At 61.9% G+C, this 24,938-nt stretch carries 20 protein-coding genes and 2 pseudogenes; 6 read left to right on the top strand and 16 right to left on the bottom strand.

Translation table 11 applies throughout. The features are described 5' to 3' along the window. Positions 1-210: 210 nt before the first annotated feature. The 4 genes from ACIPZH_RS05285 to ACIPZH_RS05270 form a co-directional block, all read right to left on the bottom strand. A complete protein-coding gene (locus tag ACIPZH_RS05285; RefSeq protein WP_241804202.1) occupies positions 211-1,290 on the bottom strand; it encodes a polyamine ABC transporter substrate-binding protein in 1,080 nt (359 codons plus the stop codon). Positions 1,291-1,342: 52 nt separating this feature from the next. After that, positions 1,343-1,684 carry a cupin domain-containing protein gene (locus ACIPZH_RS05280; protein ID WP_400626091.1) on the bottom strand — a complete coding sequence of 114 codons (342 nt, stop codon included), beginning with the start codon at positions 1,682-1,684 and terminating at the stop codon, positions 1,343-1,345. A 32-nt stretch (positions 1,685-1,716) separates the two neighbouring features. Next, positions 1,717-3,123, bottom strand: coding sequence for an FAD-binding oxidoreductase (locus ACIPZH_RS05275; protein WP_241804204.1), 1,407 nt, complete (start codon positions 3,121-3,123; stop codon positions 1,717-1,719). A 64-nt stretch (positions 3,124-3,187) separates the two neighbouring features. Next, on the bottom strand, positions 3,188-3,997 hold the full coding sequence (locus ACIPZH_RS05270) for a helix-turn-helix domain-containing protein (RefSeq protein ID WP_400635421.1): 810 nt from the start codon (positions 3,995-3,997) through the stop codon (positions 3,188-3,190). Positions 3,998-4,250: 253 nt separating this feature from the next. On the opposite strand from ACIPZH_RS05270, the gene ACIPZH_RS05265 reads away from it, so the two are divergent. Beyond that, entirely contained in the window at positions 4,251-5,150 is a 900-nt protein-coding gene (locus ACIPZH_RS05265; protein ID WP_400635420.1) for a hypothetical protein, read from the top strand. A 244-nt stretch (positions 5,151-5,394) separates the two neighbouring features. Here the strand turns inward: ACIPZH_RS05265 and ACIPZH_RS05260 are convergent. After that, positions 5,395-5,576, bottom strand: a pseudogene (locus ACIPZH_RS05260) (dipeptide ABC transporter ATP-binding protein); the annotation flags it as partial. Positions 5,577-5,904: 328 nt separating this feature from the next. Between ACIPZH_RS05260 and ACIPZH_RS05255 the strand changes: the two are divergent. After that, a pseudogene (locus ACIPZH_RS05255) lies at positions 5,905-6,773 on the top strand (DMT family transporter). A gap of 231 nt (positions 6,774-7,004) precedes the next feature. Here ACIPZH_RS05255 and ACIPZH_RS05250 read toward each other — a convergent pair. From ACIPZH_RS05250 to ACIPZH_RS05210, 9 genes are all read right to left on the bottom strand, one after another. Beyond that, the gene (locus ACIPZH_RS05250; protein ID WP_039603794.1) at positions 7,005-7,973 is read right to left on the bottom strand and encodes a peptide ABC transporter ATP-binding protein; all 969 of its coding nucleotides are present in this window, start codon (positions 7,971-7,973) and stop codon (positions 7,005-7,007) included. Continuing rightward, positions 7,973-8,941: an ABC transporter ATP-binding protein gene (locus ACIPZH_RS05245; protein ID WP_400635419.1), complete on the bottom strand. Its 969-nt coding sequence runs from the start codon at positions 8,939-8,941 to the stop codon at positions 7,973-7,975. The genes ACIPZH_RS05250 and ACIPZH_RS05245 overlap by 1 nt, the downstream gene beginning before the upstream one ends. 10 nt (positions 8,942-8,951) lie before the next feature. Continuing rightward, the gene (locus tag ACIPZH_RS05240; RefSeq protein ID WP_241804208.1) at positions 8,952-9,878 is read right to left on the bottom strand and encodes an ABC transporter permease subunit; all 927 of its coding nucleotides are present in this window, start codon (positions 9,876-9,878) and stop codon (positions 8,952-8,954) included. 10 nt (positions 9,879-9,888) lie between these two features. After that, complete coding sequence (locus tag ACIPZH_RS05235; protein ID WP_241804209.1) at positions 9,889-10,899, bottom strand: ABC transporter permease subunit; 1,011 nt, start codon at positions 10,897-10,899, stop codon at positions 9,889-9,891. A 76-nt stretch (positions 10,900-10,975) separates the two neighbouring features. Further along, on the bottom strand, positions 10,976-12,571 hold the full coding sequence (locus ACIPZH_RS05230) for an ABC transporter substrate-binding protein (RefSeq protein WP_400635418.1): 1,596 nt from the start codon (positions 12,569-12,571) through the stop codon (positions 10,976-10,978). Positions 12,572-12,644: 73 nt separating this feature from the next. Further along, on the bottom strand, positions 12,645-14,024 hold the full coding sequence (locus ACIPZH_RS05225; RefSeq protein ID WP_400635416.1) for an OprD family porin: 1,380 nt from the start codon (positions 14,022-14,024) through the stop codon (positions 12,645-12,647). Between the two features lie 231 nt (positions 14,025-14,255). Next, positions 14,256-15,848 (bottom strand): ABC transporter substrate-binding protein, encoded by a 1,593-nt coding sequence (locus ACIPZH_RS05220; protein ID WP_241804212.1) that lies wholly within the window; start codon positions 15,846-15,848, stop codon positions 14,256-14,258. 135 nt (positions 15,849-15,983) lie between these two features. Next, positions 15,984-17,609 (bottom strand): ABC transporter substrate-binding protein, encoded by a 1,626-nt coding sequence (locus ACIPZH_RS05215; RefSeq protein WP_267818539.1) that lies wholly within the window; start codon positions 17,607-17,609, stop codon positions 15,984-15,986. Positions 17,610-17,918: 309 nt separating this feature from the next. Then, positions 17,919-18,635, bottom strand: a complete 717-nt coding sequence (locus tag ACIPZH_RS05210) for an SIMPL domain-containing protein (protein WP_241804214.1) — start codon at positions 18,633-18,635, stop codon at positions 17,919-17,921. Between the two features lie 202 nt (positions 18,636-18,837). On the opposite strand from ACIPZH_RS05210, the gene ACIPZH_RS05205 reads away from it, so the two are divergent. The 4 genes from ACIPZH_RS05205 (at position 18,838) to ACIPZH_RS05190 (ending at position 23,261) form a co-directional block, all read left to right on the top strand. Further along, complete coding sequence (locus tag ACIPZH_RS05205) at positions 18,838-20,094, top strand: ATP-binding protein (RefSeq protein ID WP_241804215.1); 1,257 nt, start codon at positions 18,838-18,840, stop codon at positions 20,092-20,094. Beyond that, positions 20,094-20,654 carry a response regulator transcription factor gene (locus ACIPZH_RS05200; RefSeq protein WP_241804216.1) on the top strand — a complete coding sequence of 187 codons (561 nt, stop codon included), beginning with the start codon at positions 20,094-20,096 and terminating at the stop codon, positions 20,652-20,654. The genes ACIPZH_RS05205 and ACIPZH_RS05200 overlap by 1 nt, the downstream gene beginning before the upstream one ends. Positions 20,655-20,908: 254 nt before the next feature. Further along, entirely contained in the window at positions 20,909-21,850 is a 942-nt protein-coding gene (locus ACIPZH_RS05195) for an AEC family transporter (RefSeq protein ID WP_241804217.1), read from the top strand. Between the two features lie 55 nt (positions 21,851-21,905). Further along, positions 21,906-23,261, top strand: coding sequence for an amino acid permease (locus tag ACIPZH_RS05190; RefSeq protein ID WP_241804218.1), 1,356 nt, complete (start codon positions 21,906-21,908; stop codon positions 23,259-23,261). 75 nt (positions 23,262-23,336) lie between these two features. Here the strand turns inward: ACIPZH_RS05190 and ACIPZH_RS05185 are convergent, their stop codons facing one another. Both ACIPZH_RS05185 and ACIPZH_RS05180 read right to left on the bottom strand, forming a co-directional pair. Beyond that, positions 23,337-24,380 carry a calcium/sodium antiporter gene (locus tag ACIPZH_RS05185; protein WP_400635615.1) on the bottom strand — a complete coding sequence of 348 codons (1,044 nt, stop codon included), beginning with the start codon at positions 24,378-24,380 and terminating at the stop codon, positions 23,337-23,339. Between the two features lie 60 nt (positions 24,381-24,440). Continuing rightward, the gene (locus ACIPZH_RS05180; RefSeq protein ID WP_241804219.1) at positions 24,441-24,815 is read right to left on the bottom strand and encodes a septal ring lytic transglycosylase RlpA family protein; all 375 of its coding nucleotides are present in this window, start codon (positions 24,813-24,815) and stop codon (positions 24,441-24,443) included. Positions 24,816-24,938 lie beyond the last annotated feature (123 nt).

Here is a 24,938-nt window from a genome sequence, read left to right as displayed (position 1 = left end):
CTTCAAGCTTCAAGCTGCAAGAGGAAGCGAGCCTGCGTTGGCCCGCTTTTCTTGCCGCTTGCAGCTTGCAGCTTGCAGCTTGCAGCTTGTAGCTTGCAGCTTGCAGCTTGCAGCTTGCAGCTTGCAGCTTGCAGCTTGCAGCTTGCCGCTTGCCGCTTGCCGCTTGCCGCTTGCCGCTTGCCGCTTGCAGCTTGCAGCTTGCCGCTGCCGTCAGTTCCCGGCCTTGATGCTGGTCCAGATCCGCGTACGAATGCGGTCGATCTTTGCCGGCATCGCCTCCAGCGCGTACAGCTTGCCCATCATCTCTTCGCTCGGATAAATCATGGTATTGCCCTTGAGGCTCGGGTCCACCAGGGCGTCGGCCTTGAGGTTGCCGTTGGCGTACTGCACATGGTTACTGATGTTGGCCATCACCTGCGGCTGCAACAGGTAATTCATGTAGGCATAGCCCGCCTTCTCATCCGGTGCATCGGCTGGCATGGCAACCATGTCGAACCACATCGGCGCGCCCTCCTTGGGGATCGAGTAGCCGACCTTCACCCCATTCTTGGCTTCATCGGCGCGGTTCTTCGCCTGCAGCACATCACCCGAGAACCCTACAACCACGCAGATATCGCCATTGGCCAGGTCACCGGTGTACTTGGAAGAATGGAAGTAGCTGATGTACGGGCGCACCGTCATCAGCAGGTCCTTGGCCTTCTGGTAGTCCTTCGGGTCTTTGCTGTGGTGCGGCAGCCCCAGGTAGTGCAGGGCGATGGGTAGCAGTTCAGGGCCGTTGTCGAGCACGGCAACCCCACAGCTCTTGAGCTTGCTCATGTACTCGGGCTTGAAGATCAGGTCCCACGAATCCACCGGGGCGTTGTCACCGAGCACGGCTTTGACCTTGTCGATGTTGTAGCCGATCCCGGTACTGCCCCACAGGTATGGAAAACCGTACTGGTTGCCAGGGTCGTTGACCTCCAGCGCCTTGAGCAGCACCGGGTTGAGGTTTTTCCAGTCGGGGAGCTGCGACTTGTCCAGCTTCTTCAGCGCCTTGCCCTGAATCTGTCGGGCCATGAAGTGGTTGGAGGGAAACACCACGTCGTAGCCTGAGTTACCGGTCATCAGCTTGCCGTCGAGGGTTTCGTTGCTGTCGTACACGTCGTAGGTCGGGGTGATGCCGGTGGTTTGCTGGAATTTCTGCAAGGTGTCGGGGGCCACGTAGCTGGACCAGTTGTAGATTTTTACCGAGTCGGCGGCATTGGCCACGCTGGCGGCCAGCATCAGTGGAGCGAGGAGGAGGGTGCGCATGTCGGGAGTACCTTGCTTTGTCTGTTGTTTTCGAAGGCAGGCGATCAGCGGATCAGAAGATGAGTACGTAGGTCTTGCGCACGGTTTCCTGGATATCCCAGATGCCCATGCTGTTGGCCGGTAGCATCAGTGCGTCTCCGGCTTCTATGTGAAGGGGTTGGCCGCCGTCGGGGGTGAACGTGCAGCGGCCCTTGATGAAGTGGCAGAACTCCTGTTGCGCGATCTGCCGCCGCCAGCGCCCGGGCGTGCATTCCCAGATGCCGGTTTCCACGCCATCGCTGCGCTCCACGCAGGTGACCGAGGTCACTGCCACGGGGTCGCCAAGCGGCACCGCAACCGGGTTGGAACTGTCCAGCACGGCGCTTTCGGTGTGTTTGAACTGGGTGATGCTCATTACCGTTGGATCCTGTGTGGTTGAAAGGAAAGTCAGCGCATGAAGCCTTCCATGAAGTCCGCCAGCGAGCTGGCCAGGCGCCGCCGCCATGGCACTGTGGCGGGGTTGGCGAGGGTTCGGTCTTCATGCACGAAGCTCTGGATGATCGCGTTGTAGCCCAGCCAGCGGCAGGGTTCGGGCGGCCAGCTGGCCAGGCTCGACAGCGGGCGGTTGTCGAGTACCCAGGGTTGTGCGGTCAGCTCGTTGTGCTGGTTGAGGATCAGCGCGGCCAAGGTGCGCCCACCGAGGTTGGTGGCGCCGACACCTTCTCCGCCATAGCCGCCGGACAGGGCAATGCCGCGCTGGCGGTCACACAGCATGTGCGGGCGGAAGCGCCGGGCCATGCCCAGGTTGCCACCCCACGAATGGGTGATACGCACATGCTTGAGTTGTGGGAACAGCTCGCTGAACAGGTAGCGGCGCAGTTCGACTTCGGCCTCAGTCAGGGTGAAGTCTTCACGCAGCCTGCCACCGAAGCGGTAGCCACCGCGGGCGCCGAATACCAGGCGGTTGTCGGCGGTACGCTGGCCGTAGGTGACCTGGCGGCTGCTTTCGCTGAAGGCCTGGCCCTGGGACAGGCCGATCTGCTCCCAGGTCGATTCGGGCAAGGGCTCGGTGGCCACCAGCAGGCTCTGCACCGGCAGTTGATGCTTGCCCAGCGGTGGTAGGCTGGCAGCGTAGCCCTCCACAGCAGGGACCATCCACTGGCAACGGATGCGCGCCAGGGGGGCACGGACTTCACCGGGCTGCCAGTCGACGGCGGGGGTGTTTTCGTAGATCGGTACGCCCAGCGCTTCCACCGCCCGGGCCAGGCCACGCACCAGCTTGGCCGGTTGGATGGTCGCGGTATGCGGGCTGTAGATCGCGCCGTAGGCGTTGCTCACGCGCAGCTGTAGGTCCAGTTGCTCGGGGCGCAGCCAGCGGTAGTCATCCTCGGTCATGCCTTGGCGGTAAAGGTCATCGAGGTACGCACGCAGGCTGCGCTCCTGTTCCGGGTAGCGCGCCGCACAGTACAGCACGCCGCCTTTGCGGTAGTCGCAATCGATGCCTTCGCGTTGCAGCACGCTGTGGACTTCGTCGGGGATGCCATGCAGCAGGTCGATGCTGGCGCGGCGTTGTTGCGGCGACAGGGTGGCAAGCAGGCGGTCTTCACCGAGCATGTTGCCCATCAGCCAGCCGCCATTACGCCCAGAGGCGCCAAAGCCGGCAATGTTGGCCTCGATCACGGCGATGTTCAGCTGTGGCGCCTGGCGCTTGAGGTAGTAGGCGGTCCACAGCCCGGTGTAGCCCGCGCCGATGATGCACACATCGACGTCGAGGTCTTCGCGCAGGGCGGGGCGGGCGCACAGCGGCTCTTCGAGCTGGTCCATCCACAGGCTGAGCGTGCGCAAAGGTTGCATCGGGTTCGGCTCCACATCCGTCAAGGTCTGTGGGCGATCCTAGTGGCGTTGGGGGATGGCTGTCTTACGTGCGTGCACGCAGGGAAATTTGCTTCAGATAGGCCTTGGGCGTAAGCCCGGTATGTTCGCGGAAGCACTTGTAGAACGCCGACAGGGAGTTGAAGCCCGCGCTGAACGCCAGGTCGTCGATCGGCGCCTCGACGCTTGCGTCATCCAGGCTGGCCATCAGGTGCTGCAGCCGGGCCTGGTTGACGTAGCGGTAGAAGCTTTGCCCCAGCACCTGGTTGAGCAGGTAGGAGATCTGGTTGCGGCTGTAGCCGCTGGCGTCGGCGACCTGTTGCAGGTCCAGGTCTGGGTCAAGGTAGGGGCGCTGGCGCTGGAAGTAGTGCTCCAGGTCCTGGGCCATGGTCGACAGCTGCCGCGGTGACAGGCCCAGGCGGCTGGTCGCCGGGCGCGGGCCATGGCTGACCGTGGCAGTGTTGCCATGGCGCACCAGGGTGGCGTACTCGTTGACCCGCCAGATCAGCCCGTCCTTGACCGTGATCGCTTCGCTGGACTGAAAGGCCACCAAGCCTTCACCGCCCTGCACCGTGACCTGGTACTGGATGAATGCCGTGCTGCCGTCTACGCGGATGCGGTCACCATGGACGATGTCCTCGCCAGCCTCGTGGGGCAGGCTGGCGCGGACGTAGTCACGCAACGCGTCGTAACCGAGTACGCGGTTCTGGAAAAAGTCGTGGTACTGCACGTCCGGGTGATACAGCGCAATCACCCCGTCGAGGTCGCGGTGCTTCCAGCACAGGTGGTAGCGCAGGACGGTTTCGGCGGTGATGGGCGTTTGCTCAGGGCCGTCGGCAAGGAGGATTGGGGTCATGGGGCGATAGTGCCGGGGAGGGGGCAAGCAGGCAAGCCTGTGGGCCCTGGAATGCGTGTGGCCGGTCTTCGCGAGCGTTGCATAAACCCTGAGTCGCGTGCCTCGATTCGGGTGTTTTGCACGGTCCTAGGACGCGCGCTTGAGCTAAGCCATTGATTTGGCTACATGTCATTTTTTGACACAACTGGCACAGCCGCTGCAATGGTTAATGCGCGAATGGAATTTTCGCTAACAACATAAAGGCGCACACATCATGATCACCCCTGCCGACTATCCCGTTGTAGATACGCAAAGCCGCTCTGGTGTTTCCTGGGCGGCGATCTTCGCTGGCGCGGCCGCCGCTGCGTCGGTGTCCCTGATACTTGTGGTACTGGGCGCTGGCCTTGGCTTTGCGGCCACCTCGCCGTGGGCTGACGAAGGCGCGAGTGCAAAAGCGCTGGGCGTTTCGACCATCGTCTGGCTGCTGGTGACCCAGATCATTGCTTCAGGCCTCGGCGGTTACATCGCGGGTCGGCTGCGTGTGAAGTGGGCAAACTTGCACGGCGATGAAGTGTACTTCCGTGATACCGCCCATGGCTTCCTATCCTGGGCGGTGGCCACTTTGGTAGCAGCGATGCTGATACTGGGTGCTGCCGGTAACCTGGTGGGCGCAGGTGCCAGTGCGGCTTCCCAGGCGGCCACCGTATCTGCCGCCGCAGGTGCTTCGTCGGCCACCAGTAGTGACAATGACTCGATGGGCTACTTCGTCGATAGCCTGTTCCGTGGCGACGGTCCGGCGCCGGTCAGCGAGGATGCTGCGAATGGCGTAGCGGCACGCATTCTGGCTAAGGGTATTGCAGGAGACGGTGCGTTGCCCTCCGAGGACCGCGCCTACCTGGCGCAGTTGGTCGCACAGCGTACCCGCCTGAGCCAGGCCGAAGCTGAAGCGCGCGTGGACCAGGTGATGGCCCAGGTACAACAACTGAAGACCGATGCCAAACAAGCAGCCGACACCGCTGCCAAGGTCGCTGCCTGGACAGCGCTGTGGACCTTCGTCGCGTTGCTGTGTGGGGCCTTCTTCGCCAGCTTGGCTGCCTTGTATGGCGGTCGTCTGCGTGACCGGGTGCAGTGGGTTGAGGGCGACTACGTTCCACACCGCACCGTTCAACGTTAAACAAGGAGAATCACTATGCGCTCGATACTGCTGTGGATGCTTGGGGTACCGATTCCGGTGATCATTCTGATCGCGATATTCATGCATTGAGGCATTAGGGGCCGCAGTGCGGCCCATCGCCGGCAAGCCAGCTCCAGGTCCAGCGCTGTTGAAGAAGCAGTGCACTATCTGGAGCTGGCTTGCGGCGATGGAGGTTAAGCGCGTTTAAAGAAACTGCTCGGCATAGTGACACGCCACCTGTCGCCCGCCCCAGGTACATCACCAACCCCTGGCCCGCCACATGCCGCACCACCGCCAGGTTGTGCGAAATGAATACGTAAGCGGTGTCGAATTCCTTCTGAAGGTCCATGAACAAGTCAACACCTGCGCCTGGATCGATACGTCCAACGCAGAAGTCGGTTCGTCGGCCACCAGCACTTTGGGTTTTGCACGGCAAACCTTTTGATTTTTATGAATGTGGTTTATCTGCAACTGGCACTTGCTTCATTCCTGATGTCCATGCTGGTTGGGGGATGTTCGGATCGTAGTGAGATAAGAAGCCTAATGTGGATGGGTAAGTTTGAGATTTTTTGTTTCTATGTGCTATAGCGCAGGTGACGTATGGGATTTACTGCGCTTCTCTATGCGGTGGGTGAAACATAACAATTAACACTACTTGTAAGGCACTTCCTACGGAAAAGTTACCGGATATTATTGCTTGATTTTAGATTTTTCCCCGTGATAATTTTTTGTTCCTTATTCAAGGGCCATTACTATGGACGTATTCATGGGGTTGCTGGCTGCGGTGTTCTGGGGAGCGACCGACTTCTTGGTCGGCGTGAATGCAAGAGCGGTCGGAGTGAAGCGGGCGGTATTTTTCGGTCAGTTGCTAGGTTTTATATTGATGGTGATCATTATCGCCATTTCAGTCGATCAGTGGCAAAAGCTCTTATTTGCGCCTTGGCATGCTATCGGGTTAGGAATTGTCGCCTCTCTATGCACCGTAGTAGGTGCGCTGGCGCTTTCGAAAGCTTTCGCTATCGGCAAGACAGCAGTCGTGGCGCCTCTGGTCACTTCGTATGGTGTTTTTACGACGCTACTGGCTTGGTTGAGTGGCGACGCCCTCTCAGCCTGGCAGGTGGTCGGTATCCTTATCTGCTTTTTCGGCGTGCTGTTGGCTTGCCGCAGCGATAACGGCAGCAGCTTCGATCGGAAGGTCACCAGCACGATGTCTGTGTGGTTTGCCTTGTTGGCGGCCATGCTTTACGGGATCAGCTTTTGGATTCAGGGGAAATTCGCCTTGCCGGCGCTGGGGCCGGTGAACATGCTGGCGCTAGGGTACGCAGTAGGGGTCATGTTCCTGATCCCCGAAGCCGTCAAGTTCCTGCGGGACCATACGACCATAATGCTGAAAACCTATGGCTCACTGTGTGGGGCCAGTCTTTTTAACTTGGGAGGGTTTTCAGCGTTTTCTTTTGGGGCTCTGAATGGCTCGGTTTCCGTCGTCACCGTCATCAGCACTTTGTCGGGTGGTATTGCCGCGATTCTAGGGTGCATTTTTTTCGCGAGCGGCTGTCAGGCATCCAGATCGCTGGTGTTAGCTTAGTGTTGTCAGGGGCTCTGCTTCTGCATCTGTTTGGGTGACACTTTGTGGTATACAAAAATGCATGTTTGTTGGTGGCTGTACCCGTGGCGTTTTTTTTAGCTGTAGGCATGTAGATGCAGGGAAATACCAAGTTAGTTGTATGTAATATGTCATCATTCGCTCCAGAGTTTCTTGAATGCTATCCCGGCGCAACCTCCTGTCAGGAAACATGACTGGGCAGCGCACCAACTGCTGTTTTCCGCAGTGATGGCTACCCAGTTTTCTAACGGTTAAAGAAACTGCTCGGCATAATGACACGCCACCTGCCGGCTCCCCACCTGCCGAAACGCTGGCTCTTCCTTGCCACATCGCTCGGTCGCATACGGGCAGCGTTTGTGAAATGCGCACCCATCCGGAGGATTGAGCGGATTGGGCAGCTCACCGGCAATGCGGATCTTCGGCTTCAACGGGTCCGGGTGAATCGCCGGTGTCGCGGAAAGCAGTGCCTGGGTATACGGGTGCAGCGGCTTTTCGTAGATATCTTCCTTCGGCCCCATCTCTGCCGGCCGCCCCAGGTACATCACCAGCACCTGGTCCGCCACATGCCGCACCACCGCCAGGTTGTGCGAGATGAAGACGTAGGCGGTGTTGAACTCCTTCTGCAGGTCCATGAACAAGTTCAACACCTGCGCCTGGATCGATACGTCCAGCGCAGAGGTCGGTTCGTCGGCCACCAGCACCTTGGGTTGCAGCATCATCGCCCGGGCCAGGGCGATGCGCTGGCGCTGGCCGCCCGAGAACATGTGCGGGTAGCGCTGGTAGTGCTCAGGCCGCAAGCCCACCTGCTCCATCATCTTCTGCACTTTTTCGCGGCGCTCGGCCTTGCTCAACGAGGTGTTGATCAGCAGCGGCTCGGCCAACTGATCGCCGATTTTCTGCCGAGGGTTGAGCGAGGCATAGGGGCTCTGGAACACCATCTGGACGTCGCGGCGTAGCTGCTTTCGCTCGCTTTTGCTGGCACCTTTGACCTCGGTGCCGTCGATCTGCAACGAGCCGGAGGAGGGCTCTTCGATCAATGTCAGTGCGCGCGCCAGCGTGGACTTGCCACAACCGGACTCACCCACCACGGCCAGCGTCTTGCCGGCTTCCAGTTCGAATGACACGCCATTGAGTGCGCGTACCAGGGCGTGGCCTTTGAACAGCCCGCGGGACACTTCGTAATGCCGGGTCAGCTCCCGAGCGGTTAGAACGACGCTCATCACGCCACCTCCTGGTTCAGCGGGTAGAAGCAACGCACCAGGCTATGGGCCTGAGGGTCAAGGGGCGGGCGTTGGCGCCGGCAGTTGTCCTGCACGTATGGGCAGCGTGGCGACAGCAGGCAGCCGGCCGGGCGGTCGTAACGGCCGGGGACGATGCCGGGCAGCGTGGCCAGGCGTTCGGCGCCGATGCTGTGTTCAGGGATCGCCGCCAGCAGCGCTTCGCTGTACGGGTGCGCGGGCACGTCGAACAGCTCAGGCACCTGGCCCACTTCCACGGCTTGGCCGGCGTACATGACGCAGACGCGCTTGGCGGTTTCGGCGACCACGGCCAGGTCATGGGTGATCAGGATGAGCGCCATGTTGCGCTCTTGCTGCAGGTTGACCAGCAGTTCCATGATCTGCGCCTGGATGGTCACGTCCAGCGCCGTGGTCGGCTCGTCGGCGATCAGCAGCTTCGGCTCGCCGGCAATGGCCATGGCAATCGCCACCCGCTGGCTCATGCCACCGGACAGTTGGTGCGGGTAAGCGTCCAGGCGGCTTTCGGCGGCCGGGATCTCGACCTTCTTCAAAAGCTCCAGCGCACGCTGGCGCGCAGCCTTGCCCTTCAGGCCCAGGTGCTGTCGCAGCACTTCCTCGATCTGGAAGCCTACGGTGTAGCTGGGGTTAAGCGCGGTCATCGGGTCCTGGAAGACCATGGCGATGTCCTTGCCCACCACCTTGCGCCGCTGACGGCCGCTGAGCTTGAGCATGTCGGTGCCGTCGAATGCCAGGGCGTCGGCGGTGATGCGCCCGGGGGCCTCGATCAGGCCCATCAGGGCCATCATGGTGACCGATTTGCCCGAGCCGGACTCACCGACGATCGCCAGGATTTCGCCGGCGTCGACCATCAGGTCAAGGCCGTCCACCACGGGCACCGCATTGGCATCGCCGAAGCGCACGTTGAGGTTGTCGATCTGTAAAAGTGGCATGGCGTTCTCCTCAGGCGGCGTTCTTGAGTTTCGGATCCAGCGCATCGCGCAGGCCGTCGCCCATCAGGTTGATTGCCAGCACACTGAGCAGGATGGTCAGGCCAGGCAGGCTCACGACCCACCAGGCGCGCTCGATGTAGTCCCGGGCCGAAGCCAGCATGGTGCCCCACTCCGGGGTCGGGGGTTGTACACCCAGGCCCAGGAAGCCCAGCGCAGCGGCGTCAAGGATGGCCGAGGAAAAGCTCAAGGTCGCCTGCACGATCAGCGGCGCCATGCAGTTGGGCAGCACGGTGACGAACATCAGCCGTGGCAACCCTGCGCCAGCCAGGCGCGCGGCGGTCACGTAGTCGCGGTTCAGTTCGCCCATCACGGCAGCACGGGTCAGGCGCACGTAGGACGGCAGCGAGACGATGGCGATGGCGATCACGGTGTTGATCAGGCCAGGGCCGAGGATGGCGACGATCGCCACGGCCAGCAGCAGCGACGGCAGGGCCAGCATCACGTCCATCAGGCGCATGATCGACGGGCCGAGCAAGCGCGGGAAGAAGCCGGCAAACAGGCCCAGCAGGATGCCCGGGATCAGCGACATCACCACCGACGACAGGCCGATCAGCAACGACAGCCGGGCGCCCTGGATCAGCCGCGAGAGCATGTCACGGCCCAGTTCGTCGGTGCCGAGGATAAATTGCCAGGTACCACCTTCGAGCCATACCGGCGGGGTCAGCAGGAAGTCACGGTACTGTTCGCTCGGGTCATGCGGCGCTACCCATGGGGCGAACAGTGCGCAGAACACCACCACACACATGAAGGCCAGGCCCATCACCGCACCTTTGTTGCGCGAGAAGGCATGCCAGAATTCTTTGTAGGGCGAGGGGTAGAGCAAGCTTTGGTCCACCGGGCTGGCCGGTGTCACGGAATTGGGAATCGGGCTAGTCATGACGAAGGCCTCAGCGCTGATGACGGATGCGTGGGTTGGCCAGGCCGTAGAGGATGTCCACGACGAAGTTGACCAGGATCACCAGGCAGGCGATCAACAAGATGCCGTTCTGGACCACGGGATAGTCACGGGCGCCGATGGCTTCGATCAGCCACTTGCCGATGCCCGGCCAGGAAAAGATGGTTTCGGTCAGCACCGCACCGGCCAGCAGCGTGCCCACCTGCAGGCCGAACACGGTCAGCACCGGGATCAGCGCATTGCGCAGGCCGTGCACGAACACCACCCGGGCTGGCGACAGGCCTTTGGCGCGCGCGGTGCGGATGTAGTCTTCGCGCAGCACTTCGAGCATGGACGAGCGGGTCATGCGGGCGATCACCGCCAAGGGGATGGTGCCGAGGACGATGGCTGGCAGGATCAGGTGCATCACCGCATCCTTGAACGCGCCTTCTTCGTCACTGAGCAGGGTGTCGATGAGCATGAAGCCGGTTTTCGGCTCGATGTCGTACAGCAGGTCGATACGCCCGGAGACCGGCGTCCAGCCCAGGCTCACCGAGAAGAACATGATCAGGATCAGGCCCCACCAGAAAATCGGCATCGAATAGCCGGCCAGGGAGATACCCATGACCCCGTGATCGAACAGCGAGCCCCGCTTGAGCGCAGCGATCACGCCGGCCAGCAGGCCAACGATGCCGGCGAACAGCAGCGCGGCGAAGGCCAGCTCCAGGGTGGCGGGGAACAGGGTGAGGAACTCGCGCCATACGCTTTCACGGGTGCGCAGCGACTCGCCAAGGTCCCCCTGGGCGAGCTTGCCCACGTAATCCAGGTACTGAGCGGGCAGTGGCTTGTTCAGGCCCAGGCGCTCCATGGCCTGGGCATGCATTTCGGGGTCGACTCTGCGCTCGCCCATCATCACTTCCACCGGGTCGCCGGGGATCAGGCGTATGAGCGCGAAGGTGAGCAAGGTGATGCCGAAAAACGTCGGTATCAGCAGGCCCAGGCGCCGGGCAATAAAACTCAACATTGTCAGGGTTACCTCATCAGCCGTTGTACGGCGGTGCCGCCGGTGCCCGTGTGGGTTGCCGGCGGTCGTTGTTGTTCTACTTCACCTTGGTGGTGGCGAAGTTGTTGTTGGTCAGAGGGTTGATCACATAACCCTCCACGTTGTCACGCATGGCAGTGAACATCTTCGGGTGCGCCATGCTGATCCAGGGCTGATCGTCATCGTACACCTTCAATGCCTCGGCATAGAGCCTGGCACGCTCGTCATTGTCGATCACCTCACGGGCACGGGTGATCAGGTCCTGAAACTTCGAGTTGCACCAGCGGGCGTAGTTCTCGCCACTTTTGGCAGCCTCGCAGCTGAGCAGGGGGCTGAGGAAATTGTCCGGGTCGCCGTTGTCGCCGGCCCAGCCAGTGGAGACCAGGTCGGCCTCGCCGTTTTTCGCACGGCGCAGCATCTCGGCCCACTCCATCACACGGATGTCCAGCTTCAGGCCGATTTTGGCGAGGTCGGACTGGAGCATTTCCGCCGACAACCGCGGGTTGGGGTTGGTCGGGCCGCCGCCGTTGCGGGTGAACAGGGTGATGACCGTGCCTTGCGGCACGCCGGCTTGCTGCAGCAACTCACGGGCCTTGGCCAGGTCACGGGGTGGGTTCTGGTTGTCATTGTTGTAGCCGATCATGGTCGGCGGGTAAGGGTTTACGCCCACCAGCGCATTGCCCTTGCCGAACAGCTGGTCGACGTGGGTCTGGCGGTCGAAGGCCATGTTGATGGCTTTGCGCACGCGCACGTCGCTGAGGTATTTGTGCTCGGTGTTCATGGCGATGTAGCCGGTGACCAGGGCCTCGATCTCGGCGACCTTCAGCGCGGGGTCCGCCTTGATCGATGGCACGTCGTCCGGCTTCGGGTACAGGGCCACCTGGCATTCGTTGGCGCGCAGCTTCTGCAGGCGCACGTTGTTGTCGGTGGCGATGGCGAAGATCAGCGTGTCGGCCGGCGGTTTGCCGCGGAAGTAGTCCGGGTTGGCCTTGAAGCGCACCTGGGCGTCCTTGTTGTAGCGCTGGAAGATGAACGCGCCTGTGCCAACCGGCTTGCTGTTGAGGTCGCCGGTCTTGCCGGCCTTGAGCAACTGGTCGCCGTATTCGGCGGAGTAGATCGAGGTGAAGGCCATGGCCATGTCACGCAGGAACGGTGCTTGCGGGCGGGTCAGGGTGATGACCACGGTGTGGTCGTCGGTCTTGTCCACCGATTTGAGCAGGTCCTTGAAGGCCATGCTCTCGAAATACGGGTAGCCGACGCTGGTCTTGGCGTGCCACGGGTGGTTGGGGTCGAGCTGACGGCGCAGGCTCCACAGCACGTCGTCGGCATTGAAATCGCGGGTAGGCTTGAAGTAGTCGGTGGTGTGGAACTTCACCCCTTGGCGCAGGTGGAAGGTGTAGGTCAGGCCATCGGCCGAGACGTCCCAGCGTTCGGCCAGGGCTGGCTGGATGTCGGTGGTGCCTGGCTTGAAGTCGACCAGGCGGTTGAACACCGTCTCAGCCGAGGCATCGGCAGTGACCGCCGCGGTGTATTGAACGATGTCGAAGCCTTCCGGGCTGGCTTCGGTGCACACCACCAGCGGCTTGGCCGCCAGGTTGCTGGCGGCGCCCAGGATGACTGCTGCCAGGGCAGCGCGGAGCGGTAGCGATGTCATGTGTCCTCCTTGCTTGCAATGATTCCAGCGTAGCCGCCCGGGCCCGCGCTGAAGCGGGCCTGGGCGCACGTGGTCAGAGAATGTTGAACGGAATGGTGGTCACCACGCGCAACTCGTCCAGGCTGCCATCGGCCTGTGCCTTGCTGGCGCGATGCGCCGTGTAGGTAGCGCGGATGCTGGTGTCTTTCAGCGGCCCGCTCTGCACCGCGTAGCTGGTGCCGATACCCCACTCATAGTGGGTTTCGCCATCCAGGCCGTTCACGTCATAGGCCGTGCCGCGGTAGTGGCTGCCATCGATGCCCCAGCCGCGGGCGTTGTACAGGTTGAACTTCAGGCCCGGCACGCCGTACGGCGCCATGTTCAGCACGTAGGAAATCTGCAGGGATTTCTCGTTCGGGCCGTTGAAGTCCGAGAGCAGGGAGTTGGCCAGATAAATGCCGTTGGTTTCGTGCAGGTAGTCGAAGTACTCGTTACCGTTGACCTGCTGCCACGAAGCGCTGAGGGTGTGGGCCTGGTGGGTCAGGCCGAACGACAGGCTGTAGGTGTCGTTGTCGATATCGCCCATCTTCTGGCTGCCTGCGTCCACGGTCTTGTAGTAGTTCAGGCCGGTGGTCAGGCTCAGCACCGCGCTATCGCCCAGCACGTGGCTGGCGCCGAAGTAGTACTGGTTCCAGAAGTCGTCGACCTTGGTGGCGTACAGGCTGGTGGTCAGGCTCTTGAGCGGCTGGTAGTTGACCCCCGCGGTACTGGCACGGTCGGTTTCCACGCCAGCGGCGCCATACTCGCTGCGGAACTTGCTCAGGCTCTGTTCGGTACGCGGCGAGACGCGGTCGAAGGTGCCCAGGTCGAATGACAGGTTGTCGAACTCGGCACTGTGCAGGAATGCGCCCTGGAAGCTTGAGGGCAGGGCGCGGTTGCCGATGTAAGCGATCATGGGCGTGTCCACCGACTGGCGGCCGACGGTGAGGGTGGTGTTGGACACCCGGGCCTTGACGTTGGCCAGGCCCATCTTGCTCCACTGCCCGATGGGGTCGCCATCGCTATGGGTCAGGGTACGGTTGTTCGGCCCGGCGACTGCGGCACGGCCTTGCTCCAGGGCGATGGCGTTGTAGCCGGCTGCTTCCACGGCAAAGCCTACGGTGCCTTGGGTGAAGCCCGAGCTGTAGTTGAGGATGGTGCCCTGCAGCCAGTTGTCGCGGCTGTGGCTGTCATGGCGTGTGCCGTCGCTTTTGTAGTACTTGAACAACGGCGCGCGGGTGGCGCGTTCGCGGGCGTACCAGTTGCGGGTACTGCCGGACAGGCTCTGGCCGTCGATGAAACCTTTGGCGTCATCCTGTTCGCTGGTGCCTTTGAGGCTGAACGGTACGTAGTCCTGGCTTTGGGTGTCGGCCTGGGCCACGGCGCTGAAGGTGGCGATGGATAACGCCAGTGCGGTAAGCGTGAATAGTCTCAAGTTGAAAGCTCCCTTTCTGTTCTTTTAGTTATTGCCTGGCCTTGTGGGCCGGGTTGTTACGGTGTTGCCTGGGTTGCCCGGGGTTGCCGGGCCAATCGGGTGGAGCTGTGTGGCCAGTGCTGGCCCGTTGGCCGGCAAGCCGGATCCCACGGGGATCGCTAGAGATCCCCGGCCTGGTGCAATGTGTGTGGGAGCCGACTTGCCGGCCAACGGGCCGTTACGGGCTAGCGTTCAATCGACGCTCACTCCGGAAAAGTCGTTGCGGCCAAAGGGGCTCACCTTGAACCCGGCCACCTTGACGCTGAGCGGCTGGTTCACGGTGGAGTGCGCCACCGGGGTGATCGGCACCTGCTGTTTGAGGCGTTGCTGGGCTTGCTGGTACAGCACCGTGCGCTGCTCACGGTCGGTTACCTGCTTGGCCTGCCTGACCAGGCTGTCGTACTGCGGGTCGCACCACTGCGAGTAGTTGTTGCTGCCGATGGCATCGCAGCTGTAGAGGGTGCCCAGCCAGTTATCCGGGTCGCCGTTGTCTCCGGTCCAGCCGATCAGGGCGATGTCGTGCTCGCCGCTTTTCATGCGCTTGATGTATTCGCCCCATTCATAACTGACGATGCGCACCTTCAAGCCGAGCTTGCTCCAGTCGGCCTGAAGCATCTCGGCCATGAGCTTGGCGTTGGGGTTGTACGGGCGCTGCACAGGCATGGCCCACAGGGTGACTTCGGTGCCTTCCTTGACCCCCGCCTGCTTGAGCAACTGGCGGGCTTTTTCAGGGTCGTAGGGGGCGTCCTTGACGCTGTCGTCGTAAGACCATTGGGTCGGTGGCATGGCGTTGACTGCGCGTTGGCCGGACTCCTGATACACCGCTTGCAGGATCTCTTGCTTGTTCACTGCCATGTCCAGGGCCTGGCGTACCTCCAGGCGATCGAACGGTGGGTGCTGGGTGTTGTAAGCGATATAGCCGAGGTTGAAACCTGGTTGTTGCAGCACCTGCAGCTTGCTGTCGTGCTTGAGTGCTGGCAGGTCGGCCGGGCGTGGGTGCAGGGTGACCTGGCATTCGCCGCGGCGCAGCTTCTGGATGCGCACCGAGGGGTCGGTGTTGATCGAAAACACCAGGTTGTCGAGCTTCACCTCATCCGGTGCCCAGTAGTGCTTGTTGCCTTTGAAACGGATCTGCGAATCCTTCTGGTAACGCTGGAACACGAATGGGCCGGTGCCGATGGGCTGCTGGTTGATGTCGCTGGGGCGCCCGCTCGCCAAAAGATACTCGGCATATTCAGCCGACAGCACCGACGCGAAGCTCATCGCCAGGTTCTGCACGAAAGCGGCATCGACCTTGTTCAGGGTGAACACCACGGTCATCGGGCCGGTCTTTTCGATGCCGGCGATGTTCTTGTCCAGGCCCATGCTGACGAAGTAGGGGAACTCGGTGGGGTAGGCCTGGCGGAACGGGTGCTCGCGGTCGAGCATGCGGTTGAAGGTGAACAGCACGTCATCGGCGTTGAAGTCGCGGCTGGGTGTGAATGCCTTGTTGGCGTGGAATTTCACCCCTTCGCGCAGGTGGAAGGTGTAGCGCAGGCCGTCATCGGATACTTCCCACTTCGTTGCCAAAGCGGGGTGCACAGCGGTACCGCCGCGTTCGAATTCCACCAGGCGGTTGTAGATCGGTTCTGCCGCATCGTTGTCGGTGGCAGTGGTGTATTGAGCGGTGTCGAACCCAGCCGGGCTGCCCTCGGAGCAGAACACCAGGTTAGCGGCCTGAAGGGCCGGCGCCTGGCTTAGCAGGCCCAAGGCGAGCAGTGTGGAAACCAGTGAGGTATGGCGCATGGCAAATCCTTTTTTCCGTCTGTTTTTGCCGCTTCGGGATACGAAATGCGGCAACAGGCCCCCAACCCCGGCGCGGGTAGCGCCGGGGTGAGTGTGAACAGTAGAAGTGGGCGAGGGTGCTGCGAGTGCCCGGCGCTATTTCTCCACGCTGACGCCGTAGAAGGAGTTCAGTGCGAACGGGCTGATCTTGAAGTCCTTAACCTTGGCACTCATCGGCTGGTAGACCGTGGAGTGGGCGATCGGCGTGATCGGCACCTGCTCTTTGAGGATATGTTGCGCTTTCTGATACAGCTCGGTGCGCTTGGCCTGGTCAGGCGTGGCCTTGGCCTGCTTGATCAGGTCGTCGTAGGGCTTGTAGCACCACTTGGAGAAGTTGTTGCCGTCGACCGCATCGCAGCCATACAGGGTGCCTAGCCAGTTGTCCGGGTCACCGTTGTCGCCGCTCCAGCCGATCAGCATGGCGCCTTGTTCGCCGCCTTTGGAGCGCTTGATGTACTCGCCCCATTCGTAACTGACGATTTTCGCCTTGATGCCGACCTTGCTCCAGTCAGCCTGCAGCATCTCGGCCATCAGCTTGGCGTTGGGGTTGTACGGGCGCTGCACCGGCATGGCCCACAGGCTGATTTCGGTACCTTCCTTGATCCCGGCTTCCTTGAGCAGTTGCTTGGCCTTTTCCGGGTCGTACGGTACGTCTTTGATGCTGTCGTCGTAGGACCACTGGGTCGGCGGCATGGCATTGACGGCGAGCTGACCGGCGCCCTGGTACACCGACTCGATGATCTTCTGCTTGTCGACGGCCATGTCCAGTGCCTGGCGCACCTTCAGTTGAGCCAGCGGGTTGGGTTGGTCACTGCCCTTGAGCTTGTCCATCACGTTGTAGGCGATGTACCCCAGGTTGAACCCGGCCTGGTGCGGCATCTGCAGCTTATCGTTGGCCTTGAGCGGCTCGATATCGGCAGGGCGCGGGAACAAGGTCACCTGGCACTCGTTCTTCTTCAGCTTCTGCATGCGCACCGAGGCGTCGGTGGTGATGGCGAAGATCAGGTTGTCGATCTTCACATCTTCTGGCTTCCAGTAGTCCTTGTTGCCCTTGAAGCGGATCTGGGCGTCTTTCTGGTACTTGCTGAACACGAAGGGGCCGGTGCCGATCGGTTTCTGGTTGATGTCTGCAGCCTTGCCTTCTTTGAGCAACTGGTCGGCGTACTCGGCCGACTGCACGGAGGCAAAGCTCATGGCCAGGTTCTGGATGAACGCTGCGTCCACCTGGTTGAGGGTGAACTTGACGGTGTGTTCATCGAGTTTCTCCACCTTGGCGATGTTGTTGTCCATGCCCATGTCGGTGAAGTAGGGGAATTCAGTGGGGTAGGCCTTACGGAAGGGGTGGTTCTTGTCGAGCATGCGGTTGAAGGTGAACAGCACGTCGTCTGCGTTGAATTCGCGGCTTGGCTTGAAGTAGTCGGTGGTGTGGAATTTGACCCCTTCGCGCAGGTGGAAGGTGTAGGTCTTGCCGTCGTCGGACACTTCCCATTTGGTTGCCAGGCCCGGGATGACAGCGGTACCGCCACGTTCGAACTGGGTCAGGCGGTTGAACACGGTCTCGGCCGAGGCGTCGAAGTCGGTTCCGGTGGTGTATTGCCCCGGGTCGAAGCCGGCGGGGCTGCCTTCGGAGCAGAACACCAGGTTGGACGCGGCGTGGGCGAGCGGAGCGCCGGTCAGCAAGCCTGCGCCGAGCAGGAACGGAATGACTGCGTGTTTGAGCATGGTGGCCTCATTGTTGTCATTTTTCTGGTTCGAGGTGGCCTCGTGAGCCGACCTGCGGATACTTATGCAGGGTGTGTTCCCAATGCAACACTGCTAAGGATAGTTGGCGTCAGAAAAGTAGTACGAGCGTACATGGATGTCGCATTTGTATAACTTTCGATGAAGTTGAACGTTTGCGAGGGCGAAATGATGGCTTTTTGCAGGATGTTTCGCGGGAGGGAATTTGTAGGAAGCACTATTTCAGTGCGTAGGAAATACCTTTACTGGTGCTGCTGGGGCGCTAAGCGCCCCGTGAATCGCCAGCGTTGATCAAGGCATCTGCACTTCGATCAGGCCGTCAGCGTTCATGCTGACTTCGCTGGTACCTGCCTCGATATCCGGCGCCGGTGCTGCTTCGTCGGCACCCATGGCTTTCATGGCCATCGGCGCACTGCGCAGATAGGGGCGTGGGTAGCCACTGCTGTTGAGGTTCAGGCTGACCACCTTATAGCCCTTGCCACCCAAGGCTTCGGTCGCCAGTTGCGCGCGCGCCTTGAAGGCGTTGACCGCATCCTTGAGCAAGGCGTCTTCGCTGGCCTTGCGCGTGGCTGGGGCGATAGAGAAGTCCATGCCGCCCATCTTCAGGTCCTGCAGCAGGTCGGCGCTGAGCTGAGAGAGGGCCGGGAAGTCGGCGCTTTCCAGGCGCACTTCGGCACGCTCGCGCCAGCCGGTGATCTTCTGCCCCTTGCTGTCATAGACCGGGTAGCTGTTACGGCTGCCCTGGCTGATCTTCACGTCCTTGACCTGGCGGGCCTGCTGCACGGCCTTGTTCATGGTTTCGGTGATCTGTTTGGCAAGCTTGCCCGGGTCGGTGTTTTGCGCTTCGCTATAAAGGGTCACGACCATCAGGTCGCGCGGCACTTCCTTGCTGACTTCGGCACGCAGCGATACCTGGTTGTAGCGCGGCTCATCAGCCGCCAGCGCCGGCAGGCTGGCAAGCAGGCCGCAGGAAAGGATCAGGGCAGCGCCGCGACGAGGGTTAGGCATGTGATACTCCTTGGCAATGAAAGGCGTGGGTTCTGGCCATCCATCCCACGCATGGCCCATGAGACCGGGATCAGTGTAGTGGGTTCAAAAGTGCCATCATGAACCTGTGACAAACTGTGGCGCTTTGCCGCATCGCTGCAGCTCGGCGCCTGGCTTCGGTATACTCCAGCCGATTGTCCTGGAGCACTCATCAGGAGAGCTCATGCTCGCCGCCGCACAACCGCTGTCCGCTACCCGCCAGAACCTCTGGCGTCTGACTGTCATTCGCGTTCTGGTCCTGGCCGCTCAGGCAGGCTCGGTGGGCGTCGCCTACTGGACCGAACTGCTGCCGCTGCCGTGGTTTTCCCTGGCTGCGACCCTGGCCCTGTCGTCCCTGCTGTGCGCCTTCACCGCCTTGCGCTTGCGCCTGTCGCTGCCGGTCACCGAACTGGAATACGCGCTGCAGCTGGCCTGCGACCTGCTGATCCACAGCGCGCTGCTGTATTACTCGGGCGGCTCGACCAACCCTTTCGTTTCCTATTACCTGGTGCCGCTGGCCATCGCCGCCGTGACCTTGCCCTGGCTCTACTCGCTGATTCTTTCGGGTATCGCCCTGACCGCCTACAGCCTGTTGCTGGTCCAGTTCTACCCGCTCGAGGGGCTGCCGATGGCGCGGGACAAGATGCAGGTCTACGGCATGTGGTTGAGCATCGCGCTGGCGGCTGCAGTGATCACCTTCTTTGCCGCGCGCATGGCCGAAGAGCTGCGCCGCCAGGAAAAACTGCGCTCTGAACGGCGCGAAGAAAGCCTGCGCGACGAACAACTGTTGGCCGTGGCCACCCAGGCCGCCGGTGCGGCCCACGAGCTGGGCACGCCGCTTGCGACCATGAGCGTGTTGCTCAACGAAATGCGCCAGGACCACGCCGACCCATTGTTGCAGGAGGACCTGCAGATCCTTCAGGACCAGGTCAAGCTGTGCAAGGAAACCCTGCAGCAGCTGGTGCGTGCCGCCGAAGCCAACCGCCGCCTTGCGGTGGTGGAGCAGGACGTGACCGAATGGCTGGATGAGGCGCTGAACCGTTGGCACCTGATGCGCCCCGAAGCCAGCTACCGCTTCCAGCGTCTGCGCGATGGCCAGGTACCGCGCCTGACCCCGCCACCGGACCTGACCCAGGCACTGCTGAACTTGTTGAACAATGCCGCCGATGCGTGCCCTGACGATCTGGAGGTGCGCCTGGACTGGGACGCCCAGGATATCGTCATCAGCATCCGCGACCATGGCCCCGGCGTGCCGCCGGCCATTGCCGAAGCGATCGGCAAACCCTTCATTACCACCAAAGGCAAAGGCTTCGGCCTGGGCCTGTTCTTGAGCAAAGCCAGCGTGACCCGTGCGGGTGGTTCGGTGAAACTCTATAGTCATGAGCAGGGTGGCACCCTGACCGAACTGCGCCTGCCCCGTGGCAAGCGAGGAGATGAATGATGAGCGAAGAAAACCAGGTCGAAAGCGAAGAGCTGCCGCACCTGCTGCTGGTGGATGACGATGCCACCTTCACGCGGGTCATGGCCCGTGCCATGAGCCGTCGCGGTTTCCGTGTGAGCACTGCCGGCTCCGCCGAGGAAGGCCTGGCCCTGGCGCAGAACGACCTGCCGGACTACGCCACGCTGGACTTGAAGATGGAAGGCGACTCCGGCCTGGTACTGCTGCCAAAGCTGCTGGAACTGGACCCTGAAATGCGCGTGGTGATCCTCACCGGCTATTCGAGCATTGCCACGGCGGTCGAGGCGGTCAAGCGCGGGGCATGCAACTACCTGTGCAAACCCGCCGATGCCGATGATGTGTTGGCCGCACTGCTCTCGGAGCATACGGACCTGGACACGTTGGTGCCGGAAAACCCCATGTCGGTGGACCGCCTGCAGTGGGAGCACATCCAGCGCGTGCTCAGCGAGCACGAGGGCAATATTTCCGCGACCGCGCGGGCGCTGGGCATGCACCGGCGCACATTGCAGCGCAAACTGCAGAAGCGGCCTGTGCGGCGCTGAGCTTATTTCTGGCAGTGCCGGCCCTATCGCCGGCAAGCCGGCTCCCACAGGTGCGGCGCAGGCTTTGACATAGTGGGCTGCCCCAAGCTAGTGAATTGGTGTTCAACTTCCTGGGGGCAGTCCATGGTGTGGGCCGGCTTGCCGGCGATAGGGCCTTGCAGAAATTTCTTTATATTGCAGCTGATCCCCGCAACTCCTGGCCTGTTGGCGTATCATTAGCCCCCTAACGGCAACCTCCTCAGGATCGCTAGCGCATGCTCGCCCTTCTTATCCAGACGCTGAACATCACGGCGCCCGTCTTCGCCATGCTGTTCCTGGGCGTGCTGCTCAAACGCATTCACCTGATCGACGACAATTTCAACCGTGTTGCCTCGCAACTGGTGTTCAACGTCTGCATGCCTGCGTTGCTGTTCCTCGGCATCTACCATGCCGACCTGGCAGCGGCGGTCAAACCGGGGGTCATCCTCTATTTCGTCGCTGCCACCCTGGTCGGTTTCGCCTTGGCCTGGGGCTTGGCCATCTGGCGCAGCCCGCTGGCCGACCGCGGCATCTACACCCAGGGGGCGTTCCGCGGCAACAATGGCGTGATCGGCCTGGCCCTGGCCGCGAGCCTTTACGGGGACTACGGTATCTCCCTGGGGGCAGTGCTCGCCGGCCTGGTGATCCTGCTGTACAACTCACTTTCAGCCATCGTGCTGGCGGTATACAGCCCGGACCTGAAATCCGACCCGTGGAGCATCTGCAAGAGCATTATCAGCAACCCGCTGATCATCAGCGTGCTGCTGGCCACGCCCATGGCCTACGGCCAGGTACCCCTGCCCAACTGGTTGCTCACCTCGGGTGACTACCTCGCGCAGATGACCCTGCCGCTGGCGCTGATCTGTATCGGTGGCACCTTGTCGCTCAACGCCCTGCGCGACAGCGGCAAGCTGGCCATCGACGTCAGCCTGGTGAAGATGCTCTGGTTGCCGCTGTTCGGCACGCTCGGTGCCTGGCTCTGCGGTTTTCGCGGGGCCGAGCTGGGCATTCTGTTCTTGTACATCGGCAGCCCAACGGCGGCGGCCAGTTATGTCATGGCACGGGCAGCCAACGGCAACCACGAACTGGCGGCCTCGATCATCGTGATTACTACGCTAATGGCGGCGATCACCACCAATATTGGTATTTTCATCTTGCAGTGGGGCGGATGGATCTAGATCCTTGACTGCATACATCACAAAAACACTGCCTCACTGAGCTTAAGGACACTTCATGCAAGACCAGAGCACGCCCGAGCGGTTGCAGCGCGGGCTGAAGAATCGCCATATCCAGCTGATCGCGCTGGGGGGTGCCATCGGTACCGGGTTGTTCCTGGGCATCGCCCAGACCATCCAGCTGGCGGGCCCCTCCGTTTTGCTGGGCTATGCCATAGCTGGCCTGATGGCTTTCTTCATCATGCGCCAGTTGGGCGAAATGGTGGTCGAAGAGCCGGTCGCCGGCAGTTTCAGCCACTTCGCACACCAGTACTGGAGTGAGTTCGCAGGCTTCGTCTCGGGCTGGAACTACTGGGTGGTCTATGTGCTCGTGGGCATGGCCGAGCTTACCGCCGTGGGCATCTACGTGCAGTACTGGTGGCCGGAGTTTCCGACCTGGGCCACGGCGGCGATCTTCTTCGTGGTGATCAACCTCATCAACCTGACCCAGGTGAAGGTCTATGGCGAGATGGAGTTCTGGTTCGCACTGGTCAAGGTAGTGGCCATCGTCAGCATGATCGGCTTCGGCGCCTGGCTGCTGAGCAGCGGTCATGGCGGCCCGGACGCCAGTGTGGCCAACCTGTGGCAATACGGTGGGTTCTTCCCCAATGGCGTCACCGGGCTGGTGATGGCCCTGGCGGTGATCATGTTCTCCTTTGGTGGCCTGGAGCTGGTAGGTATCACGGCCGCCGAAGCGGACAACCCGCGCCAGAGCATTCCCAAGGCTACCAACCAGGTGGTTTACCGCATCCTGATTTTCTACATCGGCGCGCTGGCCGTGCTGTTGTCGCTGTACCCGTGGCAGAAGGTCGTTCAGGGTGGCAGCCCGTTCGTGATGATCTTCCACGAACTGGACAGCGATCTGGTGGCGACCATCCTCAATATCGTGGTGCTCACGGCTGCGCTGTCGGTCTACAACAGTTGCGTGTACGCCAACAGCCGCATGTTGTTCGGCCTGGCGAGCCAGGGCGATGCACCACGTCAGTTGCTCAAGGTCAGCCGCAGCGGCGTGCCATTGACTGCGTTGGGCGTGTCGGCATTCGCTACGGGCATGTGCGTGGTGATCAACTACCTGATGCCGGGTGAGGCATTCGGCCTGCTGATGGCGCTGGCGGTGTCGGCCCTAGTGATCAACTGGGCGAGCATCAGCATCACCCACCTGAAGTTCCGCAAGGCCAAGCTGGCGGCAGGTATTACCCCGTTCTATCAAAGCTGGGGGCACCCGTTCACCAACTACCTGTGCCTGGCATTCATCGTGCTGATTCTGGTGGTGATGTACCTGACCCCGCCGATCCGTATTTCAGTGATGCTGATCCCCGGGTGGATTGCGCTGCTGTGGGTGGCGTTCCGCTTGAAGAAAGCTCGGCAGGCTTGAGTCATGGGGCCTGTCGTGGGTGGCCAGGCGCGCTACCCGCAACATGCCCTTTGCCGCGCCACGACCTTCCCGCCGTTAGTGCTGTCGCTGCCATGCCCTCACGGTGGTGTACAGCAGCACCAGGCCAAGCACTGGCAATACATAGAACAGCATCAGCCGTTCCAGGCGGCCGGCCAGCGGCATGCCCGTGGTGAACGCCACCACGTGCAGCCCGTAGGCAAGGTACAGGCAAAGGAATACCAACCCTTCGGCGCGGGTAATCCGGTACCCGGAGTAGAACACCGGCAGGCTCAGCGCCGCGACGCCGAGCATCACCGGAAGGTCGAAGCCCAGTGCGTTTGGCGATATGGTCAGCGGCTCGGGTGCGGTCAGTGCGGTCAGGCCGAGCACTGCCAGCAGGTTGAACAGGTTGCTGCCGATCACCGTGCCCACAGCGATCTCCCGTTCTCCTCGCAGAGCGGCAATCAGCGCCGCAGCCAGCTCGGGCAGGGACGTGCACACCGCGACAACGGTCAGGCCGATGATGCGTTCAGACAAACCGAGGTCCGTCGCGACTTCGACCGCCGCTTCCAGCAGCAAGTGGCCGGCCAGGCTGAGCAGGCCGAAGCCGAACGCCACTTGCAGCAGCGTACCGGTCCAGAAGCGACCGGCGCTGCTGGCCAGTGCACGTGGCGCAGGGTAGGTGCGGGCATAGTGGCGCGACTGGTGCCAGAGCATGACCAGATAGCCCAACAGGCCCGAGAGCAGCACCAACCCTTCCACCCGCCCCAGGTGGCCGTTCGCGGCCAGCGCGTAGACCAGTGCGCTGGCGACGATCATCAGGGGGATGTCCAGGCGCACCAGTTGGCGCGAGACGCGGAGCGGGATGATCAAAGCCGCCAGGCCGAGAATCACCAGGACATTGAAGATATTACTGCCGATCACGCTGCCGACGGCGACATCGGGCGCGCCCTGATAGGCGGCCTGCAGGCTGACGGTCAGCTGTGGCGCTGTACTACCGAATGCCACCAGGCTCAGGCCGATGATCAGCGGGCGTACGTGCACGCGCTGGGCCAGGCGAAGGGCGGCACGCACCAGGAGTTCGGCGCCGGCCACCAGCAACAGCAGTGCTATGCCCAGTTGCAGGAGGCTGAAAGTGGGGAGGGTGGCCAGGTCGAAAATGGTTGTAACTCCGTTGCGTCAGTCGCTTAGACCTTGTACCCGCACGCGCGCCGTTCCGCTACGGATCATGCCGATTTTTTCTGCTGCAGCGCGCGACAGGTCGATGAGCCGGCCGCGTGTGTGCGGGCCGCGGTCATTGATGCGGACCACCACGCTGCGTTGGTTGGCGAGGTTGGTGACCAGTACCCGGCTGCCGAAGGGCAGGCTGCGATGCGCGGCGGTCAAGCCATGCTGGTTGAAGGCTTCGCCGCTGGCGGTGCGTTTGCCGTGGTGGCGGGCGCCGTAATAGGAGGCGGTGCCGGTCTGGTTGTAGCCTCGGGGATCGATGTCGTGGCTGGCACAGCCGGCCAACAGGGAAAACAGGGCCAGGGTGCCGAGGGATCGTTTTAGCAAATCAGGAGCTCCGGTGCTGCGAGTGGGGCCGCTGTGCGGCCCGTCGCCGGCAAGCCGGCTTCCACAGCAAGACGCCGTCCCATGGGGCGGCGTTGAACAGGTGGGCGCCGGCTTGTCGGCGAT

The sequence above is a fragment of the Pseudomonas sp. NPDC089758 genome (assembly GCF_044748705.1).
In the GTDB taxonomy this organism is placed as follows: domain Bacteria; phylum Pseudomonadota; class Gammaproteobacteria; order Pseudomonadales; family Pseudomonadaceae; genus Aquipseudomonas; species Aquipseudomonas putida_X.
This window is presented reverse-complemented; position numbering and strand designations above follow the sequence as displayed.

Excerpts from the sequence above, each read along its gene's own strand:
- ACIPZH_RS05285 (WP_241804202.1), bottom strand. The coding sequence starts at position 1,290 with ATGCGCACCCTCCTCCTCGCTCCACTGATGCTGGCCGCCAGCGTGGCC.
- ACIPZH_RS05280 (WP_400626091.1), bottom strand. The coding sequence starts at position 1,684 with ATGAGCATCACCCAGTTCAAACACACCGAAAGCGCCGTGCTGGACAGT.
- ACIPZH_RS05275 (WP_241804204.1), bottom strand. The coding sequence starts at position 3,123 with ATGCAACCTTTGCGCACGCTCAGCCTGTGGATGGACCAGCTCGAAGAG.
- ACIPZH_RS05270 (WP_400635421.1), bottom strand. The coding sequence starts at position 3,997 with ATGACCCCAATCCTCCTTGCCGACGGCCCTGAGCAAACGCCCATCACC.
- ACIPZH_RS05265 (WP_400635420.1), top strand. The coding sequence starts at position 4,251 with ATGATCACCCCTGCCGACTATCCCGTTGTAGATACGCAAAGCCGCTCT.
- ACIPZH_RS05250 (WP_039603794.1), bottom strand. The coding sequence starts at position 7,973 with ATGAGCGTCGTTCTAACCGCTCGGGAGCTGACCCGGCATTACGAAGTG.
- ACIPZH_RS05245 (WP_400635419.1), bottom strand. The coding sequence starts at position 8,941 with ATGCCACTTTTACAGATCGACAACCTCAACGTGCGCTTCGGCGATGCC.
- ACIPZH_RS05240 (WP_241804208.1), bottom strand. The coding sequence starts at position 9,878 with ATGACTAGCCCGATTCCCAATTCCGTGACACCGGCCAGCCCGGTGGAC.
- ACIPZH_RS05235 (WP_241804209.1), bottom strand. The coding sequence starts at position 10,899 with ATGTTGAGTTTTATTGCCCGGCGCCTGGGCCTGCTGATACCGACGTTT.
- ACIPZH_RS05230 (WP_400635418.1), bottom strand. The coding sequence starts at position 12,571 with ATGACATCGCTACCGCTCCGCGCTGCCCTGGCAGCAGTCATCCTGGGC.
- ACIPZH_RS05220 (WP_241804212.1), bottom strand. The coding sequence starts at position 15,848 with ATGCGCCATACCTCACTGGTTTCCACACTGCTCGCCTTGGGCCTGCTA.
- ACIPZH_RS05215 (WP_267818539.1), bottom strand. The coding sequence starts at position 17,609 with ATGCTCAAACACGCAGTCATTCCGTTCCTGCTCGGCGCAGGCTTGCTG.
- ACIPZH_RS05210 (WP_241804214.1), bottom strand. The coding sequence starts at position 18,635 with ATGCCTAACCCTCGTCGCGGCGCTGCCCTGATCCTTTCCTGCGGCCTG.
- ACIPZH_RS05205 (WP_241804215.1), top strand. The coding sequence starts at position 18,838 with ATGCTCGCCGCCGCACAACCGCTGTCCGCTACCCGCCAGAACCTCTGG.
- ACIPZH_RS05200 (WP_241804216.1), top strand. The coding sequence starts at position 20,094 with ATGAGCGAAGAAAACCAGGTCGAAAGCGAAGAGCTGCCGCACCTGCTG.
- ACIPZH_RS05195 (WP_241804217.1), top strand. The coding sequence starts at position 20,909 with ATGCTCGCCCTTCTTATCCAGACGCTGAACATCACGGCGCCCGTCTTC.
- ACIPZH_RS05190 (WP_241804218.1), top strand. The coding sequence starts at position 21,906 with ATGCAAGACCAGAGCACGCCCGAGCGGTTGCAGCGCGGGCTGAAGAAT.